Below are 23521 nucleotides of genomic sequence, written 5' to 3' on the forward strand. Positions count from 1 at the left end.
GGACTCGTCGGTCAGGCGCGCAGGAGCGTCCTGTGCACCACCTCCAACGTCAGCATCTTGGTGATCATCGTCGTGTGATTCTGCCGCCCCTCGAGATGGCTTTCGACGCATTTCCGGAAAGCTGCTCCTCGCAAGTAACCCCGTTCGAGTGTTCTACGGTCGAGCAGAACGTCTCTGACGTACGATGACAATTGATCGCGATACCACACGCGAAAATGGTAGAACTTTTGTCGGCCGAGAAAGAGATGCTCGAGCTTCAACGGCCTTGCGGCATGATCGAGGCTCGCCAGCCATTGCGGCATTCCATAGTCGTAAGCGTATTCGGCCTTGGCCCCAGTCTCCTCCCACATCGATCTGAGGCCGGACAACACCGGGATGGACGGGAAGGACAGGCCCCGATCCGTCGGTATCCTCGCCAAGCGAGGATCGCCCTCCGCGATGAGCCGAAACGAGGGTTCTCGGCTCGCGAGCAGGTCCGCGGGCGCCTGATACATGAGGCCCACCAACTCGTTGTCGAGAAACGGCGATCGCGGCGTAAGGTGCGACGCCTCCACGCTCAATCGAGCGTAATGGTGCCAAGGCACCTGTTTGAAAGCGATGAAGGTTTGGTCGCGACACGCGCGCTGTTCGCGATACCGGACGGGAGCGATCGCGACCAGCCGCGCGAGTTCCGGTTCGAGAACCTCCCAGCGATCGAGCCTCGGACGAAAGGCGACGTGCCCGCGGATGACTTCCGAGCCGTAGTTTCCCGTCAACCGCACTCTACAGAGCCGCCTCACAATTTCGTTGACATAGAATTCGACGGCCCCCGTGACATCCATACTGCCGTCGGAGACGAGAACGGTCTTTTCCGCGAGCGCAGGGAAGTCGCCGAGAAACGCCGCGCCCACCGTGATCGTCTGGTGCGGCTGCCGGCAATGCTGGGCTACGCGTCTCGCGATCCTGACATCAGCGCATTCGCGGTAGACGCCTCCGAACGTGACGCAGGGGAGGGATCCAGCGGCTTGCCCGCCCCAGGCCATGATCATGCGGCAGTCCAGTCCCCCGGTGAGGGAGATCGCCAGCGGCCCTCCGCGGAAATACTTCGGGAGAATACTGGTGAAGGTCTCCTTCAGCCTTTCGTAAAACTGCGCGCCTTTCAATAGCGGCCTATTCTCCCACATGCTACGATCGAAGTAAGTAGATCGTTCGACAATTGTCTTCCCGGAGAAGGACCACAGAGATCCGCCGGGAAGAAGATGCACGCCTTTGAAGAGCGTTCTGTTCTCAAGGACGCAGCCGAAAGACAACATCTCCGCGATGGCTGAAGGATCCAATCGTTTAAGGTTCGGGACCACTTCGAGCAACGCTTTAGCTTCAGAGGCGAAATAAAAAGCATCTCTCGCCTGGTGGAAGTAGATCCTGCGGAGACCGTACCTGTCGTTGAAAAGAAAGGCTCTCGCGCGGCGGCGATCGATGACGACGCCGCTGAACCACCCGTTCAGCCTCTCGACGAACGATGGACCGAAGGTTTCGTAGAGGTGGACCAGATAAGACGCCTTGGTCTCGTCGACGATCCGGCCCTCTCGCCGCAGAAGATCGAGGTTGGAGTCGTCCTGAAAGTCTTCGCCAGTGAAGATCAAGCAGACGTCGCGCCTCTCGTTCCAGATCGGCGCGCAGTCGTCGAAGGCGCCTTCGTGGCACACCCAGCCGACATGGATGCCGAGCTCAATCTCGTCGTGCACCCCCGAGACATCGGACAGCCGACGCGTCATCGACCGGATCATTTGTTCTATCGGCGAGCGCGTCGATCGGCCCCTCCCATCTGACGATCCCGGCTATTCCTGACATGCCTTCCCCCTCGACGACGAAGCGTGACTGCACCCCGAGAGGCGAGCGCCCGACCGTCCACAGACGCCGATCGCCTCCGACGCCCCGCCCACGACGAGACGCGTCCGGATTTCACCGAATGTCGCGCCAAGCCAGACGAACAGGGCTCGCCCTCGGGCCGACAGCAGGGAGCACCGGTCTTCGTCGCTGTTACGACCGACCGCGTCCCTCACCTGAAGACGACGACGGAGACGTCCTCGGTTAAAGGTGCGCACTCTTCGATCACGCTTAACTCTTCGCGGATCACTTGCAGTATCTTCTCATACTTCCTGCGGTCATAGAGACGAACAATGAAGACGCCGCGGTCGCCGAGGTGCGGCCGATAGCGGCGCAGCAGCGGCTCGATGTGGGCGACGGGGAGGTAATTGATCGACTCGCGAAAAAGGATGACGCTGTAGGCTCGATCGGGGGCGAACGTCGTGATGTCGGACTGGACATATCGGTTCTTTCCATCTCTCCTATTCGCGGCGCTTCTCGCGATAGCCATCTCGATCGCGACGTCCGAGATATCAACGCCGAGGTAGGAGCGATAAGCGGAGTAGTCGAGTTCGTTGCCCGTGTTTCCAGACCCGCAGCCGAGGTCGAGAATGTCGCCGCCGTCGGCCCATCGCTCGACGTACGAGTATACGCAATCACCGGCGGTATCTTGAAGATGATCCCAACGGCCGCTCGCGAACTCTTTGTTCCAGAGCATCTTCTTGATTGGGGCCGTGGCGTGCGATTGCAGCAGTCTGCGACCGCCGCTCCTGAGCTTGCTGATTAGGCTCATGTCGAATGATCTCTTCGATTGCGAAGCCCCGCAGAAGAGCCTGCAGGCCGAAACTCAAGTATATTCTGTTCGAATGCCGTTGTACTCTCGAAGCGGTTCGCCGGGCAGATTCGGGCGATGGCACGGCCGCCGCCGATCGAGCGCCGCCCAATCTACTCGTCTACGCCGATTCTTATCATTTTTTGGCTTGTCGCGCTATCACGCCGCGTCGTTTTGTCGCGCGCACCGGAGGGAAACCGTGATCATCTTGAACGCCGACGACTGGGGAAGATCGCAGAAGGAGACCGAGGCCGCTCTGCATTGCCATCGGTCGGGACGGCTTTCCTCCGTGACGGCGATGGTTTTCATGAAAGACACCGAACGAGCGGCTCGTTTGGCGGCAGAAACCAGCCTTGATATTGGTCTTCATTTGAATTTTACGGAACCGTTCACGGGCGGGTGCAGCGACGCGAGCCTCCTCAGAGCTCAGGAGCGGATCATGGCCTACTTTCGGTCGGGGCCGATGGCCTTTCTGATCTACAACCCGCTTCTCACGAGCGCGCTGAATGACGCCTACCGGGGTCAACGCGAGGAGTTCCTGCGGCGGTACGGGCGCGAACCGTCCCATCTCGACGGTCACCAGCACGCTCATCTGTGCGCCAATATGCTAATCGACACAATCATCCCCGAGGGCGAGAAAGTGAGGCGAACGTTCCACTTTTGGCCGGGCGAGAAAAACGTCGTCAACCGGACGGCTCGGCGCTTCTTGAATTACGTGGTCGACGGACGGTATCGTTCGACAGATTACTTCTTTGCGCTGTCTCAATCGATCCAGGGAGAGCGACTGGCGCGAATCAAACGCGTCGCGCGGACCGCGACGGTCGAGATTATGACCCATCCCGTCGTGNNGCGAGGGGAGCAGCGCTTTATCCTCGGAGAGGAGTTCGCCGCTTTCGTGGATGGTCAGGAAGTTGGAACCTACGCATCACTCTGAACTCCGCGGATGTCGACCGCGCTGAGGCCCGCCGCAAAAGATCGGACTAATCGAGAGAACGCCGTGGACGACCGCCCTCCGCACATTTGCGTCTGCGTGCCGACCTATCGTCGCCCCCTATTACTGGGCTCGTGCTTGTGCGGGCTCAAGGCGCAAGATGCGAAAGGTTTTTCCTATTCGATCGTCGTCGCCGATAACGATGTCTTGCAGTCCGCGAGAAACGTCGTCGACGATGCGCGACGTCAATCTTCGGTCGAGATTTTCTATTGTGTCAACTCGATCCCGAACATCTCACGCGCGAGGAACACGGCGCTGAAGCATGCCCGCGGCGACTTGATCGCCTTCATCGATGACGACGAAACGCCTCATCCCCTATGGTTGACGGGGCTCTACGCCACATACGTCCAATGCGCCGTCGATGGCGTCCTGGGGCCAGTGGCGCCGGATTACGAGGGAACGCCGCCTCGATGGCTCGTCGAGAGCCGACTCTGCGAGCGGACATCCCTGCCGACGGGAACTCCGCTCTCGAACGTCAGGGACATGAGGACGGGAAATCTCCTATTCGCTCGCGCCATCGTCCTTGGTGACGAGGAGCCGTTCGATCCGCGTTACGGTCGAACGGGCGGCGAGGACACGGCGTTCTTTCAGAAGAAACTCGAAGAGGGCAGGCGCTTCGTCTGGTGCGAAGAGGCCATCGTGTTCGAGACCGTACCGCGGGAACGGCAGACGCTCCGATACTTCGTGCGGCGGGCCGTGCTTCTCGGCGCCACCGCGGCCACGCGGGAGCGGCGCCTCGGTCTCTCGACGATCAAGTCGGTCGCCGCGGCTAATCTATACGCCGTTGCTCTCCCGTTTGCTTTGTTGCTCGGGTATCATCACTTCGTGAAGGTGTTGGTGAAGGACTGCAACCACCTCGGAAAGTTACTCGCCCATCTCGGCGTCAAAGTCGTTCGCGAGCGTTCGTCGACTTGAGGCCGTTCCGAGGAGCCAGTCTTCCGCGAGATCGAAGGGTCAAGCGCCCTGCCGTCGACGCGGACGCGGCCCTCGTCGGCTCGGCCGCGGGCGGTCGAGAGGGCGCCGGCTTCTCCCCAACGGCGGACTTTCGGCGGCGACGGTCGGTTTTCCCATCTCGGGGGCGATCCTGCGGACGTCGAGCACGCTGAGAAGAACCAATATGAAGGTGTTGCTCACAGGAATGAAAGTCGCCTCAGTATAATTGTAAATCAGGACGATGGCAAGGTACGTGAACTTCAAGGCGGCGAACCTGTAGTCTGTCGACAACGCCGCCTTGATGTTCACGAAACCGATGGCGACGCTTCCGATCAGGAGCGCGAGCCCCAAGATCCCCAGGTTGAGGTAGACTTCGATGTACCCGTTATGGGCTTGAATGATTCCTTCGACGCCGAGCCTGGCCCAGATGCGCGTAAGTCGCGCGCCCGTCCAGAAGCTCTCGTACCCGTACCCGACCCAGGGGCTCTCCTGCATCGATATGACGAGCTCCCAGATGAAATCGCGATCCGTGAGGTCGGGACGCCGGCCCAACATCAGAATGATCGACTCCTTGACGCCGAACAGGGCGTCGAGCGCGCCGAAAGCGAGAACGCCCGCGATCGCGAGGTAGAAGATCCGATCGGGCTTCTTCGTAATGAAACGCGTTCTCATCATGAAGAGCATACCAATGGCGAGAATCGTGCAAGAAAGCGATGTGGCGCTGTTCGCCATGTAGAGCAGCCAGGCCGTCGTCGGTATCATCACGGCGAGCACGGGCAAGCTCACCGTCTTTCCGTTCGCGGGGACGCGGGATCGCCTCATCAACACTTCCCAGGCGAAGTAAATGGCGCATATCAGACAGAGCTGCCCGAGAGCGTTCTTGCCGTATGTCGCGCCATTATACATCTGCTCGCCCATGAAATATGCCCGCCCCAGACTCGGGAAATACTTAATGTACAGGACGGAGAGCGGCAGAAGGATGAAGCTCATGCGTCGAATGCAGAAAGCGAGCGCTTTGTCTGGCTTTTGTTCGCTCAGGATCACCAGCGCCATCACTAAGTTGCCGATGCCTTTTATGAAGCGCTTGAGGGACAACAGGGGATCGTCGGCCCATCCGGCGCTTATAAGGCAGTACAAGAAGAACAGCCAGACGGCGGGGTTGCTCGCCACGGTCCGCCGCCAATCCACCTTCCGGCGCGAAAGGGTCCAGACGGCGGACACGATCAGGGCGAGAAAGACGTTCCGATCGATCGGACTTCCTTNCGCCCGCAGCGAGGTCGGGCGGGGGGCGCCGAGCCATTCGGACGGGTAATGGGAGGCGGAGAAGAACATCCAGATGATGGGGATCAGAACAGCGTTGGAGACCTCTTTGTTTTCCTTCCGATCGGCCCAGAAGAGATATCCGATCCCGAGGATACAGAGGAGGGTCGCGATTTGCGGCATGTCGGGCGATTTCCTCCTTATCTTCGACCTGCCGAATGGCTCCGCGCCGTTTACGCCGACGAGGACGTCCTTTGTTCTCGGGTCGGAGCGCGCTTGAAAAAGGGAATCGCTCGGGAAAGCATCTCACGCAGTCTCGCCATTTGCTCGGCGCGGTGGAACGCGATCAGCTCCTGGGGGATCGGTCGGCGCGTCCCGACCATCATCGCCCAAAAGTAACCCGCGATCAGAGAGATCCCACCGACGAGGAGTGGCGAGCGCGGCATTTGAAACACTCCGCGTGCTATTTCCCACACCGGGTGTCCGCCCAGATAGTAATCCTCCTTCCCGTGCCGAAATCTGGCGCTCACGGGTCCGCGACCGGCGGTGCCCATTTTCCTGTGGTGATGACAGATCTTCTCGACGAAGGTGCGAGTGTTCCATCCTTTCGTTCGCGCGGTCGTCACTGCCACCCAGTCGATGCCGCCGCCTTTGATCGGCGTATAGCCGCCTACCTCTTCGAAGCATTCGCGTCGGAACATCTGGCAGGCGCCGGATACGTGGCTCGTATCGGCGAAACGATGAGCATAGGAGTGGACTTCGGGCTGCGCGGCGTCCTCGACGAATGGGGTGCCGGCAACGCCGAGGCGGGGGTCGGACGCGAACTTCTCGATCAGGAACTGGTAATAGTCGGGCTCGAACGTGATGTCGGCATCGAGATTGCCGATGAGATCGAAATCGAGCGGCTTCAGCCGTTCGTATGCCGCGTTGAAGCAGGCGGCCTTGGCGGCGAAGCTGCGGTCGCGATGCTCGGGCATCCGAAGGAGATCGATCCACGGGACCTCCTTTATCGCACTGCGGACGATTTCGTCCGTTCCGTCGGTCGAGCCGTCGCTGACGATGACCCACCTCGCCGGGGGAGNTTCTTGCGCGATGACGGAGCGGATGCAGGCTTCGATGAACTCGCGCTCGTTGCGCGCGGGCGTGATCAGCACGTAGGTCAGACGTCGTCCCTCCTGAGTCATCGACGGTGCTCGCCGTTCGAGAGCTTCTCGAGGAGGGTGACGAGGGCCTTGAACATGGTCGCCTGTCCCCAGTGGATGTAGGGCGTCTTGGACTTGATCAACGGGTATTGACGAAAGTAAAAGAAGCCTGCCCGATCTTGCATGTTGTCGATCGTCCACTTCGCCACTTTCACGGAGAGATCGAGGCATGACGGATCTTCCGAGGAGCAGAAGGCCAACGTCTCGATCGCCTGTGCAGCGCATTGTATGTCAATCGGGTACAATCTATTGTGATAGTAGCACGGCCTGCCGTCGTCCTTGAAGAAGACGTTCTTGAAATAGGCTAGACCGCGTCGAAGATGAGGACGAAGGGTCTCGTCGCCACTAGCGTTGATGTACCGCTTCAATCCATCCAGATTGTAGCCCGTATGGAAGCCGTCGATCCAATGATACTTCAACTCTTCGCCATACCACCACGAACCGTCCTCGCGCTGACGGGCGCAACTGTAGAGCATCGCGCTCTTCGCGACATTCAGCAGTTCCGGATCCCGCAGGCGCTGCCGCGCGCTCGCGAGCATGGCGGCTCCGAGCATATTGGAGTTGTGAATGGAGGACTGAGCGAAAGGAACGTAGCTTAGGCATGTCCCCGTCGCTGTCTTCTCGCGTGGCACGCTTAGGATCCAGAGGGAAACGCCGCGGACGACTTCCAGCCATCGATCGTCGTTTGTTTCCTCGTAGGCCGCGAGGAAGGCGAGCCCGATTAGAGCGGTCCAGACGACGATCGGCGTGCCGGCGGGCAGACATCCGCGACGCGTCACGAAGTCGAAATGATTGCCCCAGGCGAAGCCGACGTGGTCCTTCGCGCTGTTCGCAACGAGCCAATTGAGGCAAGCGACGGCCTTGTCCTTGTGTGAGGACTCACCGGTGAGACGGTGCAATATGCAGTAGCCCGCCGCCATGTAGCCACGGCCCTTTGTCGAGTCGCTGGGTCGGATGCCGATGAACGGCCGAACGTTGACGGGAGCTTTCCAGACGAACTGCAGGAGGACACGCTCGATCAGAGGATTGCCGAACGCCAACGGCCGGAAAAAGGAGGTCAGGCCGTCTCCAGGGTCATAGCCCTTGTAATCGTTCTCCTCCACCCAGGCGGCGACGCTGCCAATGCTTCGTTCCAGAACATACTCGATCGCCATCTATTTCTACTCGACTGAAGGTTGTGGAGCGGTCGGCTCAATGCTATTGTTCGAATTCTCTGTATGACCTGCGCTCGGTCGTTGCCGCAGGAGGGAGCGCCTGGTCTTCCGAAATGTCGAGACAGCGCAGTTCGTCGGCACCCACCAACTGATAACGAAAGCCCGATTCGCGGCATCTGAACAGACCGTCGCTCCCCTGCGCCATGGGGTGACCGTGCCTGCTCATCCACCCCTTCCAACGAGCGGGAGCCCCCACGACGAGGGCGTAGTCCGCCATGTCGCGCGTCACCACCGCTCCGGCCCCGACGAATGCATAGCGTCCGATGGTCGCGCCACAAACGATCGTCGCGTTGGCCCCGATCGTCGCGCCACGGCGAATGATCGTCCGCTCGTAGACGGCATGGCGGTCGATCTGCGATCGGGGATTCGAGACGTTCGTCAGCACGCACGACGGACCGAGGAACACGTCGTCCTCTATGATCACGCCGGAATAAATCGAGACATTGTTCTGAACCCTCACATTGTTCCCGACGATCGCGCCGCCGGCGACGTTAACGTTCTGACCGAGGACGCAACGCTCCCCGATCTTCGCCCCGGACATGACGTGACTGAAGTGCCAGATGCGCGTGCCCGCGCCGATCTCGGCGCCCTCGTCGACGTAGGCTGACTCGTGTGCGAAATGGTTCACCGCAACGCCGCCCGTTTACCCGTCGCGAGCGGGTGCACCTCACCTTTGTGGCCGCTCTTCACCGCGCTGCGAATGTCGTGGACGAGTTGGATCGTGGGACGGACGTCGGCGGCGCCGAACCCCTTTCCGTCGAGGATCAGCCTGTAGGATTGTGTATGCAGATCCTTGAAACCTTCGGAGAACTCGTACTCCTCGCCGTTGAGGAGCAACGAGCGGTGCGTGCGCGCGCCCTTGGCGACGGCCTCCGGAGGCAGGTCGGCGGCGTCGACCGATAGGAACCAGCGCACGCGCGCGCGCTCCAACTCGAGGTACCCGCTCCCCTTAGTCTGGTCGAGAAAATGGACGGTGCTTCTCCGCACAGAGCCGAAGACCCAGATAAGAAGGTCGAAAAANNAATGAACGCCGATGTTCATGGCAATGCCGCCCGATTTCTCCTCGACTCCTTTCCATGAGACGGCGTACCAGCGTCCTCGGGACGTGACATACGTCAAATCTACGTCGTGCACGCGATCGCCGCAGGCGGCAATCTGCTCCCGTAACGCCACCAGATAGGGATGCAGTCTTAGTTGAAGAATGCACCAAATCCGTTGTCCGCTCTCCCGTTCGAGCTCCTGCAGCGCGTCGACGTTCCATGGCTCTAGCACCAGCGGCTTTTCGCAAATCGCGTCGGCGTGAACGCGCAGCGCGAAGCGGATGTGCGCATCGTGCAGATAGTTCGGCGAACACACGGTGACGTAGTGAATTCGATTTTCGGCCGGTCCGCGCCGGAGCTTCTCGACGTGGCGGTCGAAACGCTCGAACTCGGTGAAGAACGACGCCTCCGGAAAGTAACCATCGATGACGCCGACGCTGTCGTTGCGGTCGAGCGCCACAGTGAGGGCGTGCCGCGTCTCCTTGATCGCTTGCATGTGCCTGGGTGCAATGTATCCGCCGACGCCGATTAGAGCGAAATTCATATCGTACACTCTCTAGCACAAAACTCATTAACGAGTTCGACGATCCTGTCCTGGTCAGACTCCGTCAGAAAAGGATGCATCGGTAAACTCAAGACTTCTCGCGATGCCTTTTCGCTTTGTGCGAAGTCCCCGATGCGATAACCCAGATCGGAGAATACAGGTTGCTCGTGCAGGCATTTGGGATAGTAGATACCCGTGGGGACGCCCGCCGTCTCCAGCTTCTCCGCTGCCTGCTCGCGATCCGCGACACGGATCGTGTATTGCGCATAGACATGCGTGTTGAATGGCGCGACGACCGGAGGAACGCACGACGGCCGGAGCGAAGCCGAGTACCGCGCGCCAAGACGTTCGCGCTCGCGCACTTCCCACTCGAAATGAGGCAGTTTCGCGAGAAGGATGGCGGCTTGCATGGTGTCGAGCCGTCCGTTGGTGCCGAGCAGCGGATGATCGTGGCGCCTCAGGCCACCATGGGTGCGAATGGCTCTCATCTTGTCCGCGAGATCGTCGTCGCTCGTGAACAGGGCGCCCCCGTCGCCGTAGCAACCGAACGGCTTTGCCGGAAAGAAGCTCGTGCACCCGATCATCGTCACGCCGGCGCTTCGTCTACCCCGCCTTGTTGCGCCAAAGCTCTGCGCCGCGTCTTCGACCACGGGCACGCCGCGCTCGGCAGCGATCGAGGCGATGCGCTCGAGATCGGGCATTTGACCGAACAAGCTCACGGGAATGATCGCCCGAGTCTTCTCGGTCATCGCGGGCGCGAGGAGATCGACGTCGATCGTGTAGGTATGCGGATCGATGTCGACAAAGACCGGACGGGCGCCCACCAATCGGACGACTTCGGCGGTACTGATCCAGGTGAACGGGACGGTGATCACTTCGTCGCCGGGGCCCACGCCGAGCGCCCGAAGTGCGATCTCGAGACCAGTCGTTCCGCTGGCTACGGAAATACAATGTTTCACGCCGACATAAGAGGCAAGCGCGACCTCTAACTCGACTACTTCTGGACCCATGATAAAGCAGGCATGCTCAATGACGCGGTGGATGCGGAGATTGATCTCGTCAGCATACCTTCGCGTCTGTTCTTTTACACCGGAGAAATCTATCGGCGGCATAACGCGGGTCCTAATGTGTCTTTTCTCCGTTGTTCATGGTGAGCAACAATTTGATGTACTTCTCTTTCTCGCGGCTCCACAGGAAGCGCTCCCTCAAGACGGCCGCTCGCCGCTGGTAGCGGATCACCACCTCGGGCTCCTCGGCGAGCGAGTCGAGCAACGAGGCGAGCGATTGTGGCTTGCCGGCTTCGAAGAACAGGCAATCGTCCTCGCCGAAATAGTAGGCGATGGCGGCGTTCTGAACTGTGACCGAGGGCATGCCCAAAGAGAGATATTCCAACAACTTGAGGGGAAGCGCGTACTCCGTGATCGAGGATATCTCAAGAGAGGNAACGAAACCCATGTTGTACCCCGCCAATATCGATGGCAATTGAGGCAGTGGGTACATCCGGTTATCGAAATCTACGACCGTGTTGAGCGACAACGAAGAGATGAGGTTTTCCAAATCCTCGCTGAAATCACCCTCGCCGATGATTTTCAGCGTGATCTTGTCGAGGTTGCGCACTCGTGACAACGCGATCATGGCGTCGCGCAGTCCATATCGCTCAAGAATGGTTCCGTGGAAAACGAGGCGAAGCCGGCCGTCGTATGGCGTCGGCTCCTTCAGAGCAAACAGAACGTCATCCGCAAAGTTCGCGACGACCTTGATGCGGCTCGGATCGAGACCGTGCTGCTTTACGAGGATGTGGTCCTTGACCGGATCGTGGACCGTCAAGACCCCGTCCGCAAACCAAGCGCTGAGCCGCTCCTGCCAAAGCAAAAGCTTGTACAGCTTACCGCTATTGCCGCTTCTGAATTTCGAAGCGAAAGTGTTGGGCATCGGATCGTGAATATCGAGAAAAATCTTAGCTCCCAGCAGTTTCGGGACAATAGCCGAAAACACCAGGAAATCGGGCATGTTGTTGACGTGCACAAACATATAACGGCGCTGTATATGTAGACGAGTGATGCGCACGAGACACCTGAAGAAAAATAGCAGATAAGCTATAATATATTGATCGACGCGTCCCCCGCGATAGCGGGCCTGGTCAAGCCGGATGACCCGCACGCCATTGATGTATTGCTCGTCTTCCTCTCCGTCCTTCCGAAGGGCGATGAAGTCGACCTCGAAGCCCGCCTCGACCGCCGCCTGCGCCGCGCGCACGACCCGCGGGTCGGTCTGATAATTCGTGTAGGCGACCATCAGNNGCACGTCTTCCTGTCGCCTCCGCGCTCGCCCATTCGAAAATCCTCGTTTCGAGAGTGTCCAACAGCGTTATCAAATTCGCCAGCAAGCCGAAGTCGGCGAGAACGTTCTCTGGATGAATGAGCAGAACGACGTCGGTTTTCGCAGCCGCGTCGAGCAGCCAATCGATCGTGAACGTCTGCGTGTCCCGCCACGCTGGCTCCAACCAGAAAGCCGAAGGGTACGCGCGAAACCCCGTCTCGTCTTCCTCCCCCAATCGACGGATTTTCAAGATTGCCAAGAAAAATCTTCATCCCGCTGCGGCGAGCCCAGTCGATGTATTTCTCGGGCTCGTAGGGGGCGTAGTGACGGCGGCCGTACTTCCGGCCTCCCGATCCGTGCTTCGACACCGCCGAGATCGTTCGACCGAGATGATCTTCCAGCATGGCTTTCTCGGCGCGGAAGGTGTCGAGCGATCGAGAATCCTCGAGGTGAAGACCCATCTCGTGCCGACCATCGTCCATCAACACGAGAATGGCCTTGGACGGGAGGGTGCAGCGGCGAAAGAAGACGTACGCGCGCGCCCGACGGACGGCGAGCAGTTCCAGGATCGCGGAGAGCTCGCGCAGGTAACCGAAAGCCTCAATCTTCGGGAAGGCGAAATCGGAGCTCAATCGGCTGAGCGCGTGCCTCGCCAGAGGCCCGCGCCCGTAAGGTCGGTCGACGTCAATGCGAACAACGAGAGCCATCGTTCAAGCGCGGATGGCGAGCACGCGTGCGATTCGCCGTCGAAGGAGATCAGGACTCATGAACGGTGCAACGGTCTCGGGTTGGCGGTGGGTTACGAAGGCGGGCAGTCGCATACCTTCAGCCCCAAGCATCGGAGCGCTCGTTGATCCCTGAGGCCATCGACGGACCAAATATGTATATCCTACCGTCCATGCCAAGAACAAGCAACTTTAGACAGACCAACGATCGCGCGGCGCGCGAAGGCCAATGCGCGCCATCGTTCGGAACGTCCTGATCGGGCGGGAAGCGCATCTCGCCCTCCGGAATGCCACTGTAAATATATGTGCGATACAACGAATGGTAGCAGGGTGTATACTGCTCTCGGGGTCCGTCTCCAATTCCCGTCAAGGGAGGAAAGATCTCGAAGGCAGGCTTTCCGAGCGTTGTGGGGCAGTGCCGCGTTATGCGCAATTGAGGTAATGACGTGGACCCTAAGGGGATGAAACTTGAACTGATGGGGTGGATGCCCCCTTCGGCCGGCATCGTATGATGCCTGGTCAGCGCCACGGGGGGCGATGGAAGGAGGGACACATGCCAGAAGTTCATGTCTTGGCGATCGCTCTACTACTACAGTTGCATTTTATCCTCTAATATGGTTCCGTTGCCTGCGGCTGTGGGAGGGCGACGGATGGGTGTGGCGGAATGGGCGGGCACGCTTGTTGATTGGAAGGCGGGGCTCGAGGGGTTGAGGCGGGTGATCGCGCCGGCGCTGGGGCGGGCGGAGACGCGCCGTTCGGCCGGGATGTTCATCGACGGGCTGTTCTCGGCGGCATCGCGCAAGACCGGCTGGATGCTGGCCGAACAGGCGGGCCTCGAGGCACCCTATCGCCTCCAGTCACTGCTCGGACGCAGTTCATGGTCGGCAGACCAGCTTCGCGATCTGGTGCGCGGGTACGTGACGAACGCGCTGGGTGATCCGGGCGGCGTGCTCGTTGTCGATGAGACCGGTTTCCTGAAGAAGGGCCGGCACTCGGTGGGTGTCGGCCGTCAGTACTCGGGCACCGCCGGCCGGATCGAGAACTGCCAGGTCGGCGTTTTCGTCGCCTACGCCAGCCGCTGGGGCCACGCGCTCATCGACCGGCAGCTGTACCTGCCGAAAGACTGGGCGGACGATGCGACGCGCCGCCGGACGGCCGCCGTGCCGGACGACGTCGAATTCAAGACCAAGCCGGCGATGGCGCGGGAGATGATCGAGCGGACGCTCGACGCCGGCCCGCCTTGCGCCTGGGTTCTCGCCGATGCGCTCTACGGCTCGGACAGTCAACTCCGGCACCTGCTCGAGGGCCGCGGCCAGCCTTATGTCCTTGCCGTACGCTCCAACCACACCCTTCGCTTCCTCGAGGACGGGACCCTCGTCCAGACCGACCCTGCCACCATGCTGGACACGCTGGCGGACGATGCGTGGTCGTCGCTGACCGCCGGCGAGGGGGCGAAGGGTCCAAGGCTCTACGACTGGGCAAGGCTGCCGCTCGGATGGTCGACGGATGACGGTTTCGAGCGCTGGCTGCTCATCCGCCGCAGCCGGCGTGATGCGCAAGCACTCGCCTATTACCTTGCCTATGCCCGGCAAGGCACGTCCCTGCCCGAGCTTGCCGCTGCCGCAGGCCTCCGCTGGACGATCGAGGAGTGCTTCCTGCGGGCGAAGGACGACCTCGGCCTCGATCACTGCGAGGCGCGCTCCTGGCACGGATGGCATCGCCACATGAGCCTGGTCCTCGCTGCCGCCGCCTTCCTCGCCAAATTGTCGGCCGACCAGCGCCGGATCGCCTTCGATAAACGGGACAAAACGAGTCCGGCCGCCGCGGCCGCATGACCGTCCCGCTCGCCACGCCGGAAATCCGCCACATGCTCGAAAGGATCCTGTTCCGGGCGAAAACCCCCCGCCTTCGTCTGGGCCTGCTCACGATGGCGCCGCAGCCACCAAACGACAGCCGCCAGCAGTCACCGCAAGAAACGACTAGAAACGCAACTGTAGTACTAGCCCGCAAGCCGGGGGCGTTGCGCAACGGTGCGCCGTTCAAGGACTGGGTGCTGCCGGCAAACCTNGGAGCGGTGCGACGCAAGCTGCGGGGCTCGGATGACGGCGATTGGCAAATGGTGGCCATTCTCTCCGCCGTCCTCACCGACGGTCTGGCCGGTGTCGAAGTCGCCTGCGCCGAGGCGCTCGCCGATGGCGTTCACGCGGCCGACGTCGTCCTCAACATCCTCGCGCGCAAGCGGGATCCGGCACCGACGGTGACCATCCTGACCCCGGACGCGCTGCGGCTGCGCCACGCGCCGATCGCCGATTGCGCCCCGTTACGACCGCTTGCGGAGGGCGGGTTGATGGAAAGGGCCCAGATCTTTGATCTGATGGCCGCGCTCAAGCTGTACGGCATGCGCGCCGCCTACGATGAGGTGATGGCGACCGCCATCAAGCGCCAGCACGAGCCACCGCGCATCGTCGGCGATCTGCTCCAGGCCGAGATCGCCGAGAAGCAGGCACGGTCGATCAAATACCAGCTGACCATCGCCAAGCTGCCGCTGGCCAAGGATATCGACGACTTCTGCTTTAATGGCACGCCCATCAACGAGACGCTCGTTCGCGAGCTGGCAACCGGCGCCTTCCTTGCCCAGCAACGCAACGCCGTCCTCATCGGCGGCACCGGCACCGGCAAGAGCCAGGTATCCACAGCGATGCCGGGTTCGGGGCCGAGGGGAAGAGTCGCCGACTATCTCATCCGCCTCGACTTCGTCGTTCTCGACGAATTGGGCTATCTGCCCTTCGCCCAAGCCGGCGGCCAGCTGCTGTTCCATCTGATCAGCCGGCTTTATGAGCGCACCTCGATCATCGTCACCACCAACCTCGCTTTCGGCGAATGGCCGAGCGTCTTCGGCGACGCGAAAATGACGACCGCTCTCCTCGATCGTCTCACCCATCACTGCGAGATCATCGAGACCGGCAACGAGTCCTGGCGCTTCAAAAACCGCGGCTGACCGTCCTCCCCTCAAGCTTGCCCAGGTGGGCAAACAGGTAACCTCCCGCGCGCGCCGCTCCGTCGCTCGCATAAGGCGCTCCGCGGCGCGCGCGGGGCCCTCCTGTTCTCTGTCAAGCACCGGCGAGACGCTCTGGAACAGTTCCTTTGGTTGATCACGATGACCGTTCCTTCGGCCCGACCGGAGTTCGAGCCCAGCAGCGCGCGCAGCACAGGTCAAGGCCGGCAGAGCCGGCGCCGGAGGCGCCTTGGCCTTGACCGAGCGAGCACGCAGCTATGCTGGTTCTCGGCCGACCATCTGCCGTTCCCCAGGACATGGACCTCGATACGTGCCATGCGGCCCGCCGCATCAGCTTACATCCGGTCGGCTCACACTCGAGCCGCACCAATATCCCTCTGCACGAGAGGCTGAGGTCCAGAAAGGGCGAGACCCATCTACCTGGCGGCATGTTGCCCTGTGAACAGCCGGTCACGCGCCCGTCCCGGAGATCGGGAATCTCCCTTCGGTCAAACCCTGAGAACGGTTCCAGCCGGGATCATGCCGGTCTGGAGGTATCGCCAAAGCGCGACGATCAGTTTTCGCGCGACGGCGACGATCGTGATTTTCCGTATCCGACGCTGCAGTGTGCCGACCCGCTCGCGGAACCATCGAGACAACCCACTTTCAGGCTGATGCCTCAACCACAGCCAAGCCAGTTCGATCGCTGTTGTTCTCGCTCGCGGATTCCCGGCTTTGTTGACGCCCTGATCCCGTCGACTTTCGCCGCTGTTGAACGGAGTCGGTGCAAGCCCGACGTAGCTGCCGACCTCGCGGCGATTTGTGAAGTCCCTGTAGAAGACCTCCCGCGCAAGTACCGTGGCGAAGATCGGGCCAACTCCGCGGAGCTTCCGCAGCAACTCGATCTTCTTGCCGACGACGGCGGCGTTTTCGTTGTCTGCCTGTGCGTGCTCACGTTCGCTATCGACGGTCCCGATCATTGCGATCACGAGCTGCAGCCGCTGCCACTCGCGGCCGAGTTCGGCCATCAGGCGCGGCGGGAGCGGACGACCATCTCCCGTGTGCATCTTCTTGAGGAGCTCCGGCCAATCGGGGCGGAGCGGATTGGTCAGCGTGACCCCTTGCGTCGCCAACAGCCCCTTGATCCGGTTCACGTGCGCCGTCCTCGCTGCGATCAGCCGTTCGCGCTCGCGGTGCTGACGTTTGGCATCCTCTTCGTCGGCGGCCGGGACGCGAACCATGCTGCACACCTTCCTCTCGCCTCGGGCGTAGGCCATCAGGACTTGAACCAGGGCCTCTGCGTCGAGACGGTCGGTCTTGGCCCGGCGTGCGCGTCGGCTGACATGAACGCTGGCCGGATCGATCACGTAGTTGCTGATCCCATGCTGTGTCAGCAGGCGATGGAGCCAGAAGCCGTCGCGGCCAGCTTCGTAGCAACAGGCGATCTTGACTGCTGTCCCGCCCGCACCGGCCGTCCGCATCCGCAAGCGTTCGATTAGAGAAAGTAGTCCATCTACATCCCCGCCGTTTATCCGATACTGGCTGATCTTGTCGGACGATCGAACGTGGGTGGCGACCAACCAGGTCTTGCTACTGAGCTCAAGCGCAATGAACAGCTCAAGCGCCGAGCCATCGGCCACAGCTGCCGCGGGCAGCAAACTCGTATTCGACATGGCGAGCTCCTCCACTGGACCAACTCGAAGCATTTTGCCGAGTCGGCTACGGCATAGGATCTACCTGGACAAGTCCAAAACACCACGTCGAAGAGGGGGCCCTATTGCACGCCGATCGGGGTGCCCGTTTCCGCACGATGACGTAATTGCGGTCTGAGTTCGCCTGTAGAACGGTTTACCTCGCGGCTTACGCGATTAACACCAAGGGAATGGGGAGCGAACGGTGAAGCACTACGTCGGCTTGGATGTCTCGCAAAAAGAAACCTCGATTTGTGTCGTCGATGACGCCGGCAAATTCGTCTTCGAAGGCAAGGCGAAGTCGGAGCCCGGGGCATTGGCCGCGATGATCCGCAAGCGGGCGCCTTTTGCCGAGCGCATCGGCTTCGAGACTGGCGCCATGGCGAGCTGGCTCTGGCATGAGCTCAAGCGGGTCGGGCTGCCGGTCGTTTGCATCGACGCGCGTCACGCCAATGCCGCGCTGTCGGTGCGGATCAACAAGAGCGACCAGAATGATGCGCGCGGCCTTGCCGAACTCGTCCGCGTCGGCTGGTATCGCGAAGTCCGCATCAAGAGCGAGCAGAGCCAAGCCATCCGCTCGTCTCTGGTCGCTCGCGCCCGGCTCGTCGGCATCCGCCGGGATCTTGAGAACCAGGTGCGAAGCATGCTCAAGGAATACGGCCTGCTGTTCGGCCGGGCGATCGGTTCGCGCTTCCGCCAGCATGTGTGCGACTCCTGGTCGAGGACCACTTGCTTCGACCGATTATTGACCCGCTGCTCGCCATTCATGAGCAGGTTTGCCGCCAGCAGAGAAAGCTCGACGACGAAATCAGACGTCTTGCCCGGGCCGATGCGACGACCCGGCGGCTGATGACCGTCCCAGGTGTCGGCGTGGTGACGGCCCTGACCNNTTCCGCCACACCATCGACGATCCCTCGCGCTTTCAATCGGNNCCGCCGCCGTCGGCGCCTATCTTGGCCTGACACCCCGTCGTCGCCAATCCGGCGAGATGGACACCACTGGCCGCATCTCCCGCTGNNGGGCGATCGGCTGTTGCGATCCTACCTGTTCGAAGCGGCAAGTGTGCTTCTCCACCGCACCCACAAGTGGTCGACGCTCAAGGCCTGGGGCGTCCGCTTGATGAAGCGCATCGGCGCCAAGAAGGCCAAGGTGGCGATCGCCCGCAAGATGGCGATCATCCTCCACTGCATTTGGGTCGACGGCACCGTCTTCGAATGGGGCCAGCCGAAGATGGCTTGACCCACTACAATCGTCTCTCGGGCCCGCGTTGCGGAACCCGTGNNATGTCCCCGCCGGGACGGTGGTTGCGGTGACCTCGGTCAATCGGCTGATAGCGGCTCCGCCGCATGTCGTTCCACACGTTGAGGCACCCGACCCGAACATCATCATGAGGCCGCGACCTCGGAAAGGACCATGACCCCGGCGTTGGCACCACAAACAGGCCTTGACATGCCACCCGCAATTAAAGGGCCGATTGACAGACGGTACCGTCCATCCGCTCACGCTACCATCTCCCCAAAGGCCAGTGAAGAGGGCACCCATTTAGAGGGTATCAAATGGGGGCGTTTCGCTTCAAGGCCATTTTCGGACAATAATTGGCCAAAAAACTGCCCCATTTAAGGACTTTTTCCACCTCAGAGGCGTTCGGAAAACCACATGAATTGGAAACACAAGATGATTACTGATCATGGCGCTTGTATGCCTAGGAAGTTACGATTAGCGCTTCACGCCTCGTAGGATACACGCGCCGACCCAACCAAAACGTCTGTCGGGCGCAGTTTTGATCATTGGCCTAGGCGTTCTCGCTGGTTGGGCAGAAAAGGCGGATGCAGCCGCCATCACGGCTGCAAGTTGCTCCCTGTCCAACGTGCAGGCGGCGATATCGGCCGCGGCCGACGGCGACACCGTGAACGTCCCCGCCTGCACGGGGGTCACGTGGTCGACGACACTGTCGATGCCGTCGTCGAAGGGCATTCGACTGATCGGGGCCGGAAGCGACAAAACGATCATCACCTTGACCGGCGGTATCGACGCGATCTGCAGCGCGGGAAAGCCGCACCGCATCAGCGGCTTTCAGTTCAAGGACAAGACCTCCGGGACGGCGATCTCGTTGAGCGGCACGTGCTCCAGCTTTCGCGTCGACCACAATATCTTTTCTAACTTTGCGCCGTCGGTCGAAGGCATTGTGATTGACTGGTTCAGGGCGGGCGTCGGTCCGATTTACGGCGTGATCGACCACAATACCTTCAAGGCGCCGCTCAACCACCGTACGGTCCTGATCTATGGCCTGGGCCAGACGTGGCCGTCCTTCTCGCCACTGGGGAGCGCGCAGAACATCTATATCGAAGACAACACCCTCGACTTCGGCGACATCACGAATGGCACCGCTGGCATGGGCTGCGCCGACGCCAACTACGGCGCTTATTTCGTGTGGCGCCACAACACGTCGAGGAACTGCCTCCTCAGCATTCACGGAGACTACAACAACGCCGGAGGCGTCGTCTCGACGGAGGTCTACGAGAATTCCTTCAAGACGGACGGCCCCTCGAATTTCTGGCCGGACGGCTACCGCCTCGTCCATCATCAAGGATCGGGCGACTTCATGATCTTCAACAACACGTTTAGCGCACCTTCGGGAAAGAGCGTCTCGACCATCTCCCTTACCCACTATCGGTCGTGCCCGGGATACGGCGCGCGCTGCGACGGCTCGTCGTCGGTCGACGAAAATCGCCAACCGACGGCGACTTACAAGGGCTACGCCTGTCTCCATCAGCCGGGTAGAAAGTGGGATCGGTCACTCTCGCCGAACTACTCCTGGAACAACCGCTGGAGCGACTCCAATGGCGTCGTGAACATCGGGCTCGAAAATCCTTTTGGCGGATGCTCGAACCCGGATCCTTTCACCCACGTCAAACCGGACCGAGATTACTACAATTTTTCCACGAGCTTCAGCGGCGCGTCCGGCGTTGGGATGGGCACGCTCGCCAATCGTCCGACGACCTGCGCCACCAACGCCAACGAGGCGGGCGGCGGCGTTGGCTACTGGGCGACGGACACGGAAACGCTCTATCGCTGTTCCGCGACGAACACCTGGACTGCACATTATCAGCCTTACCAATATCCGCATCCCCTCGTGTCGACATCCTCCGCAGACACGACGCCGCCATCCGTCGCTCTCTCATCGCCCGCTTCCGGTGCCACTGTCTCGGGAGCGGTCACTCTCGCGGCAAACGCCTCCGACAACGTCGGCGTCGCCTCGGTACAGTTCAGAATCGACGGGGCGAACTTGAATGCGGCCGACACCAATGTCCCCTACTCGGTCGTGTGGAACACCACGAGCGTCGCGAACGGCGCCCACGCCGTCACCGCCCTCGCGCGCGACGCGGCCGGCAACGCGACCACCAGCGCCGCCGTCAACGTCACGGTCTCGAACGGCGTTTCGGCCCCAAGCATTGTCCAGCAGCCGCAGGGGGCGTCGGTCAACCTCGGTCAGTCGGCGACCTTCTCCGTCATCGCGACCGGCGCCAGTCCGCTCGCCTACCAATGGCAGGCCAACGGGATCAACATCAGCGGCGCCAGTGCGCCGTCGTACACGACGCCGCCGACCACGTCGTCGGACGCAGGGAAGACCTTCCGCGTGAAGGTGACCAACACCGTCGGCGCGGTCACGAGTAACGACGCGCTCTTGTCGGTCCGGTCGGACTCGACCGTGATCGGGAGCTACAAGTTCGACGAAGGCAGCGGTGCGGTCGCCGTGGACTCCTCGGGCAACAACCGCAATGGGACTCTCGTCAACGGGCCTACGCGGGTCACGGGAAAGAACGGCGCCGCCCTTCGGTTCGACGGAGCCAACGACTACGTGACCATCGGCAATCAAACGCTTCCGTCGACCTTCACACTCAGCGTCTGGATCAACAACCCCTCGAACGCCCCCTGCGAGGCGATCGCGAGCTTTGGAACCTATCGCGAGTTCGCTCTGTGCGGCGGCTCTCTCTGTTTCGGCGACAACACGAGCCCCGCACATGAGTTCGGCGCAGTACCGACGGGATCCTGGCAGCACGTCGCCTTCACCTACGACGGGACCAACCTCCGCGCCTACCTGAACGGCTCGCCGCTCGGCGCAGCCTGGAACAAGAGCCTCACGGCCGCGAGCGGCTTGACCTCCTTCGGAGCTTGGCCATACCTATCGGGCGGGTTCGGCGATTATCTGTCGGCAAGCCTCGATGATCTGAAGATCTATAATCGCGCCTTCTCGCAGTCCGAGATCCAAACAGTCATGAATCAATCGATCGCGTCGGCCGCGCGTGTCGTGGCGGCGGCGAACGCCGTATCTTCTACGGCGTCCGCCACGTCCTCGCCGGCGATACCGAACACGATGGACAAGAACGTTCTGCATGTCTCCGCCGTCGACGCCGCTTCAGTCGGAGATCGGTGGAGGAGCGTCGAGGTTCCCCTCACGAGCGGGGACGGCGTCGTCATCGCTGGTCCGCCGACTACCAGCGGCTCCCGGGCCGGCGTCGTCCGCGTCAACAACGTCGACCGCGGAGGGTTCGATCTCCGCCTTCAGCCCCTCGATGACGCGACGGCCGTCCGCCCGGCGGCCAGCGTCGAGGAGAACGTTCCCTACCTCGTCGTCGAGCCGGGGCGCGGGGTGATGGGTGACGGCTCGATCTGGGAGGTGGGAACCTTCCCCCTCAGCGGCGCGGACGCCTGGAAGCGCATCGCGTTCCGCGGCGCATTCTCGACCACGCCGTTCGTCTTCCTCACCATCCAGACCGCAAATGACTGGCGGGGGCGGCGGCGCCTCTGGCGCGAAAAGTGGGCGTGCACGGCTTCGACGCCGCGCTTGCTCAAGGACCGGGCGAAGAAAAAGGGCACGGTGCCGAGACCGTAGGCTATCTCGCCCTCCAACCTGGGACGGGATCGAGCGGCGTCTTCGACGTCACTGGCGACGCCGCGCCTTATCTTCTTCAGACCTTCAAGACGAACGGGCGTTGGCTCCCGGTCCTCAGCCAACGGCTGAAGCGCTCGAACGAGGCGAGCGAAGTTCAGCAGACCGTCGAAGACGTCCAGGTTCTCGCTCTCGGCCGCCAATTGTTCGCGCAGCAGGTGTCGGCGAAGGATCGCTTCCTCACTGCCATGAGCCGACTAGCACCGGTCGAAGACGGGCCGTTCGAGTGGGGGATGGTGCGCGGGTTGGACGCGTCCTGGACGGTCATGCCGTTCGCCAAGACCTACAACACGCCCGTGGTCGTCGTTCGGTCGGTCTCGCAGCACGACGCCAAGCCGGGGCGGGTCGATGTCCGCCAGGCGCTGGCGGACCGCGTCGAATTGCGGTTCCAATCGTCGGGCGACGATGCGGAGCACGGCAAGGAGGATGCATTCTACATGATCGCGGAAGCCGGCCGGCATCCCCTGGGAGATCTCGCCATTGAGGCCGGGCGCCTAATCGCCGAAGGGACCGACGAGAACCGCTCGATCAGATTCGCGAGCCCGTTCGCGAACGCGCCGATCGTTCTTACCAGCGTCAAGACGGCGGACGGCGAAGCCGTCGACGCGCGGGTCGACACAATCACCGTCGGCTCGTTCTCGACCGCCTTCGCCGCGCCGCTTGGCTCAAGCCAGATGATGGATTGGATCGCGGTCCAGGAGGGATCGAGCACGCTGAAGAGCGGGCGGACGATCGAGGCCTTCTCCAGCGACGTGGGGCTGGACTTCGGCTCGGTTTACTTCCCGATGGTCAGGAGCAATCAGCACCCGACCGTCGTCTCCGACGTGAACGGTGCGGTCGACGCCACGCCTCGGATCCTGCGTCACGCCAATCCCACGGGCGCGCGGATTCGGCTGAGGCTGGCGCCCGAGGATGTTCTCGACGCGTCGCGCGCCAACGTTCGCGAAAGAGTGGGTATCTTCGTCGGCGACTGACGATC

The 23521-nt window shown here is 61.6% G+C and carries 19 protein-coding genes and 1 pseudogene; 10 read left to right on the plus strand and 10 right to left on the minus strand.

Annotated features, from left to right (window positions below):
• Window positions 1–11: 11 nt before the first annotated feature.
• Both HQ394_RS13190 and HQ394_RS13195 read right to left on the minus strand, forming a co-directional pair.
• The gene (locus tag HQ394_RS13190; RefSeq protein ID WP_223291569.1) at window positions 12–1754 is read right to left on the minus strand and encodes an asparagine synthase-related protein; all 1743 of its coding nucleotides are present in this window, start codon (window positions 1752–1754) and stop codon (window positions 12–14) included.
• A gap of 284 nt (window positions 1755–2038) precedes the next feature.
• Window positions 2039–2638, minus strand: a complete 600-nt coding sequence (locus tag HQ394_RS13195; protein ID WP_190260620.1) for a class I SAM-dependent methyltransferase — start codon at window positions 2636–2638, stop codon at window positions 2039–2041.
• 73 nt (window positions 2639–2711) lie between these two features.
• Here HQ394_RS13195 and HQ394_RS13200 point away from each other — a divergent pair, with 73 nt between their 5' ends.
• Window positions 2712–3611, plus strand: a complete 900-nt coding sequence (locus HQ394_RS13200; protein ID WP_456151612.1) for a ChbG/HpnK family deacetylase — start codon at window positions 2712–2714, stop codon at window positions 3609–3611.
• 9 nt (window positions 3612–3620) lie between these two features.
• Complete coding sequence (locus HQ394_RS13205) at window positions 3621–4583, plus strand: glycosyltransferase (RefSeq protein WP_190260622.1); 963 nt, start codon at window positions 3621–3623, stop codon at window positions 4581–4583.
• A gap of 39 nt (window positions 4584–4622) precedes the next feature.
• Here HQ394_RS13205 and HQ394_RS13210 read toward each other — a convergent pair whose 3' ends face one another.
• The 7 genes from HQ394_RS13210 to HQ394_RS13240 form a co-directional block, all read right to left on the minus strand.
• The gene (locus tag HQ394_RS13210; RefSeq protein ID WP_190260623.1) at window positions 4623–6044 is read right to left on the minus strand and encodes an O-antigen ligase family protein; all 1422 of its coding nucleotides are present in this window, start codon (window positions 6042–6044) and stop codon (window positions 4623–4625) included.
• A gap of 50 nt (window positions 6045–6094) precedes the next feature.
• Window positions 6095–7045: a glycosyltransferase family 2 protein gene (locus tag HQ394_RS13215; protein WP_190260624.1), complete on the minus strand. Its 951-nt coding sequence runs from the start codon at window positions 7043–7045 to the stop codon at window positions 6095–6097.
• A complete protein-coding gene (locus HQ394_RS13220; RefSeq protein WP_190260625.1) occupies window positions 7042–8217 on the minus strand; it encodes a hypothetical protein in 1176 nt (391 codons plus the stop codon). Before HQ394_RS13220 ends, HQ394_RS13215 begins: the two co-directional genes overlap by 4 nt.
• Window positions 8218–8260: 43 nt before the next feature.
• The gene (locus HQ394_RS13225) at window positions 8261–8905 is read right to left on the minus strand and encodes an acyltransferase (protein ID WP_190260626.1); all 645 of its coding nucleotides are present in this window, start codon (window positions 8903–8905) and stop codon (window positions 8261–8263) included.
• On the minus strand, window positions 8902–9861 hold the full coding sequence (locus tag HQ394_RS13230) for a Gfo/Idh/MocA family oxidoreductase (protein WP_190263299.1): 960 nt from the start codon (window positions 9859–9861) through the stop codon (window positions 8902–8904). The genes HQ394_RS13225 and HQ394_RS13230 overlap by 4 nt, the downstream gene beginning before the upstream one ends.
• Window positions 9858–10973 (minus strand): DegT/DnrJ/EryC1/StrS family aminotransferase, encoded by a 1116-nt coding sequence (locus HQ394_RS13235; RefSeq protein WP_190260627.1) that lies wholly within the window; start codon window positions 10971–10973, stop codon window positions 9858–9860. The genes HQ394_RS13230 and HQ394_RS13235 overlap by 4 nt, the downstream gene beginning before the upstream one ends.
• A gap of 10 nt (window positions 10974–10983) precedes the next feature.
• Window positions 10984–12156 (minus strand): glycosyltransferase family 4 protein, encoded by a 1173-nt coding sequence (locus HQ394_RS13240; protein WP_190260628.1) that lies wholly within the window; start codon window positions 12154–12156, stop codon window positions 10984–10986.
• A 1399-nt stretch (window positions 12157–13555) separates the two neighbouring features.
• Here HQ394_RS13240 and HQ394_RS13250 point away from each other — a divergent pair.
• The 3 genes and pseudogenes from HQ394_RS13250 (at window position 13556) to HQ394_RS13260 (ending at window position 15903) form a co-directional block, all read left to right on the plus strand.
• Window positions 13556–14740: an IS701 family transposase gene (locus tag HQ394_RS13250; RefSeq protein WP_190260630.1), complete on the plus strand. Its 1185-nt coding sequence runs from the start codon at window positions 13556–13558 to the stop codon at window positions 14738–14740.
• A 161-nt stretch (window positions 14741–14901) separates the two neighbouring features.
• Window positions 14902–15253 (plus strand): annotated as a pseudogene (locus tag HQ394_RS13255) (IS21 family transposase); the annotation flags it as partial.
• Window positions 15253–15903, plus strand: coding sequence for an ATP-binding protein (locus HQ394_RS13260; RefSeq protein ID WP_190260631.1), 651 nt, complete (start codon window positions 15253–15255; stop codon window positions 15901–15903). The pseudogene HQ394_RS13255 and the gene HQ394_RS13260, both read left to right, overlap by 1 nt.
• 506 nt (window positions 15904–16409) lie before the next feature.
• On the opposite strand, the gene HQ394_RS13265 is transcribed toward HQ394_RS13260, so the two are convergent.
• Window positions 16410–17573 (minus strand): IS110 family RNA-guided transposase, encoded by a 1164-nt coding sequence (locus HQ394_RS13265; RefSeq protein WP_190260632.1) that lies wholly within the window; start codon window positions 17571–17573, stop codon window positions 16410–16412.
• Between the two features lie 223 nt (window positions 17574–17796).
• On the opposite strand from HQ394_RS13265, the gene HQ394_RS21575 reads away from it, so the two are divergent.
• The 5 genes from HQ394_RS21575 to HQ394_RS13280 all read left to right on the plus strand — a co-directional run bounded on the left by HQ394_RS21575 (window position 17797) and on the right by HQ394_RS13280 (window position 23516).
• On the plus strand, window positions 17797–18441 hold the full coding sequence (locus tag HQ394_RS21575; RefSeq protein ID WP_223291571.1) for an IS110 family transposase: 645 nt from the start codon (window positions 17797–17799) through the stop codon (window positions 18439–18441).
• Window positions 18442–18516: 75 nt separating this feature from the next.
• The gene (locus tag HQ394_RS21580) at window positions 18517–18711 is read left to right on the plus strand and encodes a transposase (protein WP_223292103.1); all 195 of its coding nucleotides are present in this window, start codon (window positions 18517–18519) and stop codon (window positions 18709–18711) included.
• Window positions 18624–18830: a hypothetical protein gene (locus tag HQ394_RS21585; RefSeq protein ID WP_223291572.1), complete on the plus strand. Its 207-nt coding sequence runs from the start codon at window positions 18624–18626 to the stop codon at window positions 18828–18830. The genes HQ394_RS21580 and HQ394_RS21585 overlap by 88 nt, the downstream gene beginning before the upstream one ends.
• Before the next feature lie 541 nt (window positions 18831–19371).
• A complete protein-coding gene (locus HQ394_RS13275) occupies window positions 19372–22485 on the plus strand; it encodes a LamG-like jellyroll fold domain-containing protein (protein ID WP_223291573.1) in 3114 nt (1037 codons plus the stop codon).
• The gene (locus tag HQ394_RS13280) at window positions 22410–23516 is read left to right on the plus strand and encodes a hypothetical protein (protein WP_190260634.1); all 1107 of its coding nucleotides are present in this window, start codon (window positions 22410–22412) and stop codon (window positions 23514–23516) included. Before HQ394_RS13275 ends, HQ394_RS13280 begins: the two co-directional genes overlap by 76 nt.
• Window positions 23517–23521: the final 5 nt, after the last annotated feature.

The sequence above is a fragment of the Defluviicoccus vanus genome, assembly GCF_014672695.1.
Classification (GTDB): Bacteria; Pseudomonadota; Alphaproteobacteria; order Rhodospirillales; family Defluviicoccaceae; genus Defluviicoccus; species Defluviicoccus vanus.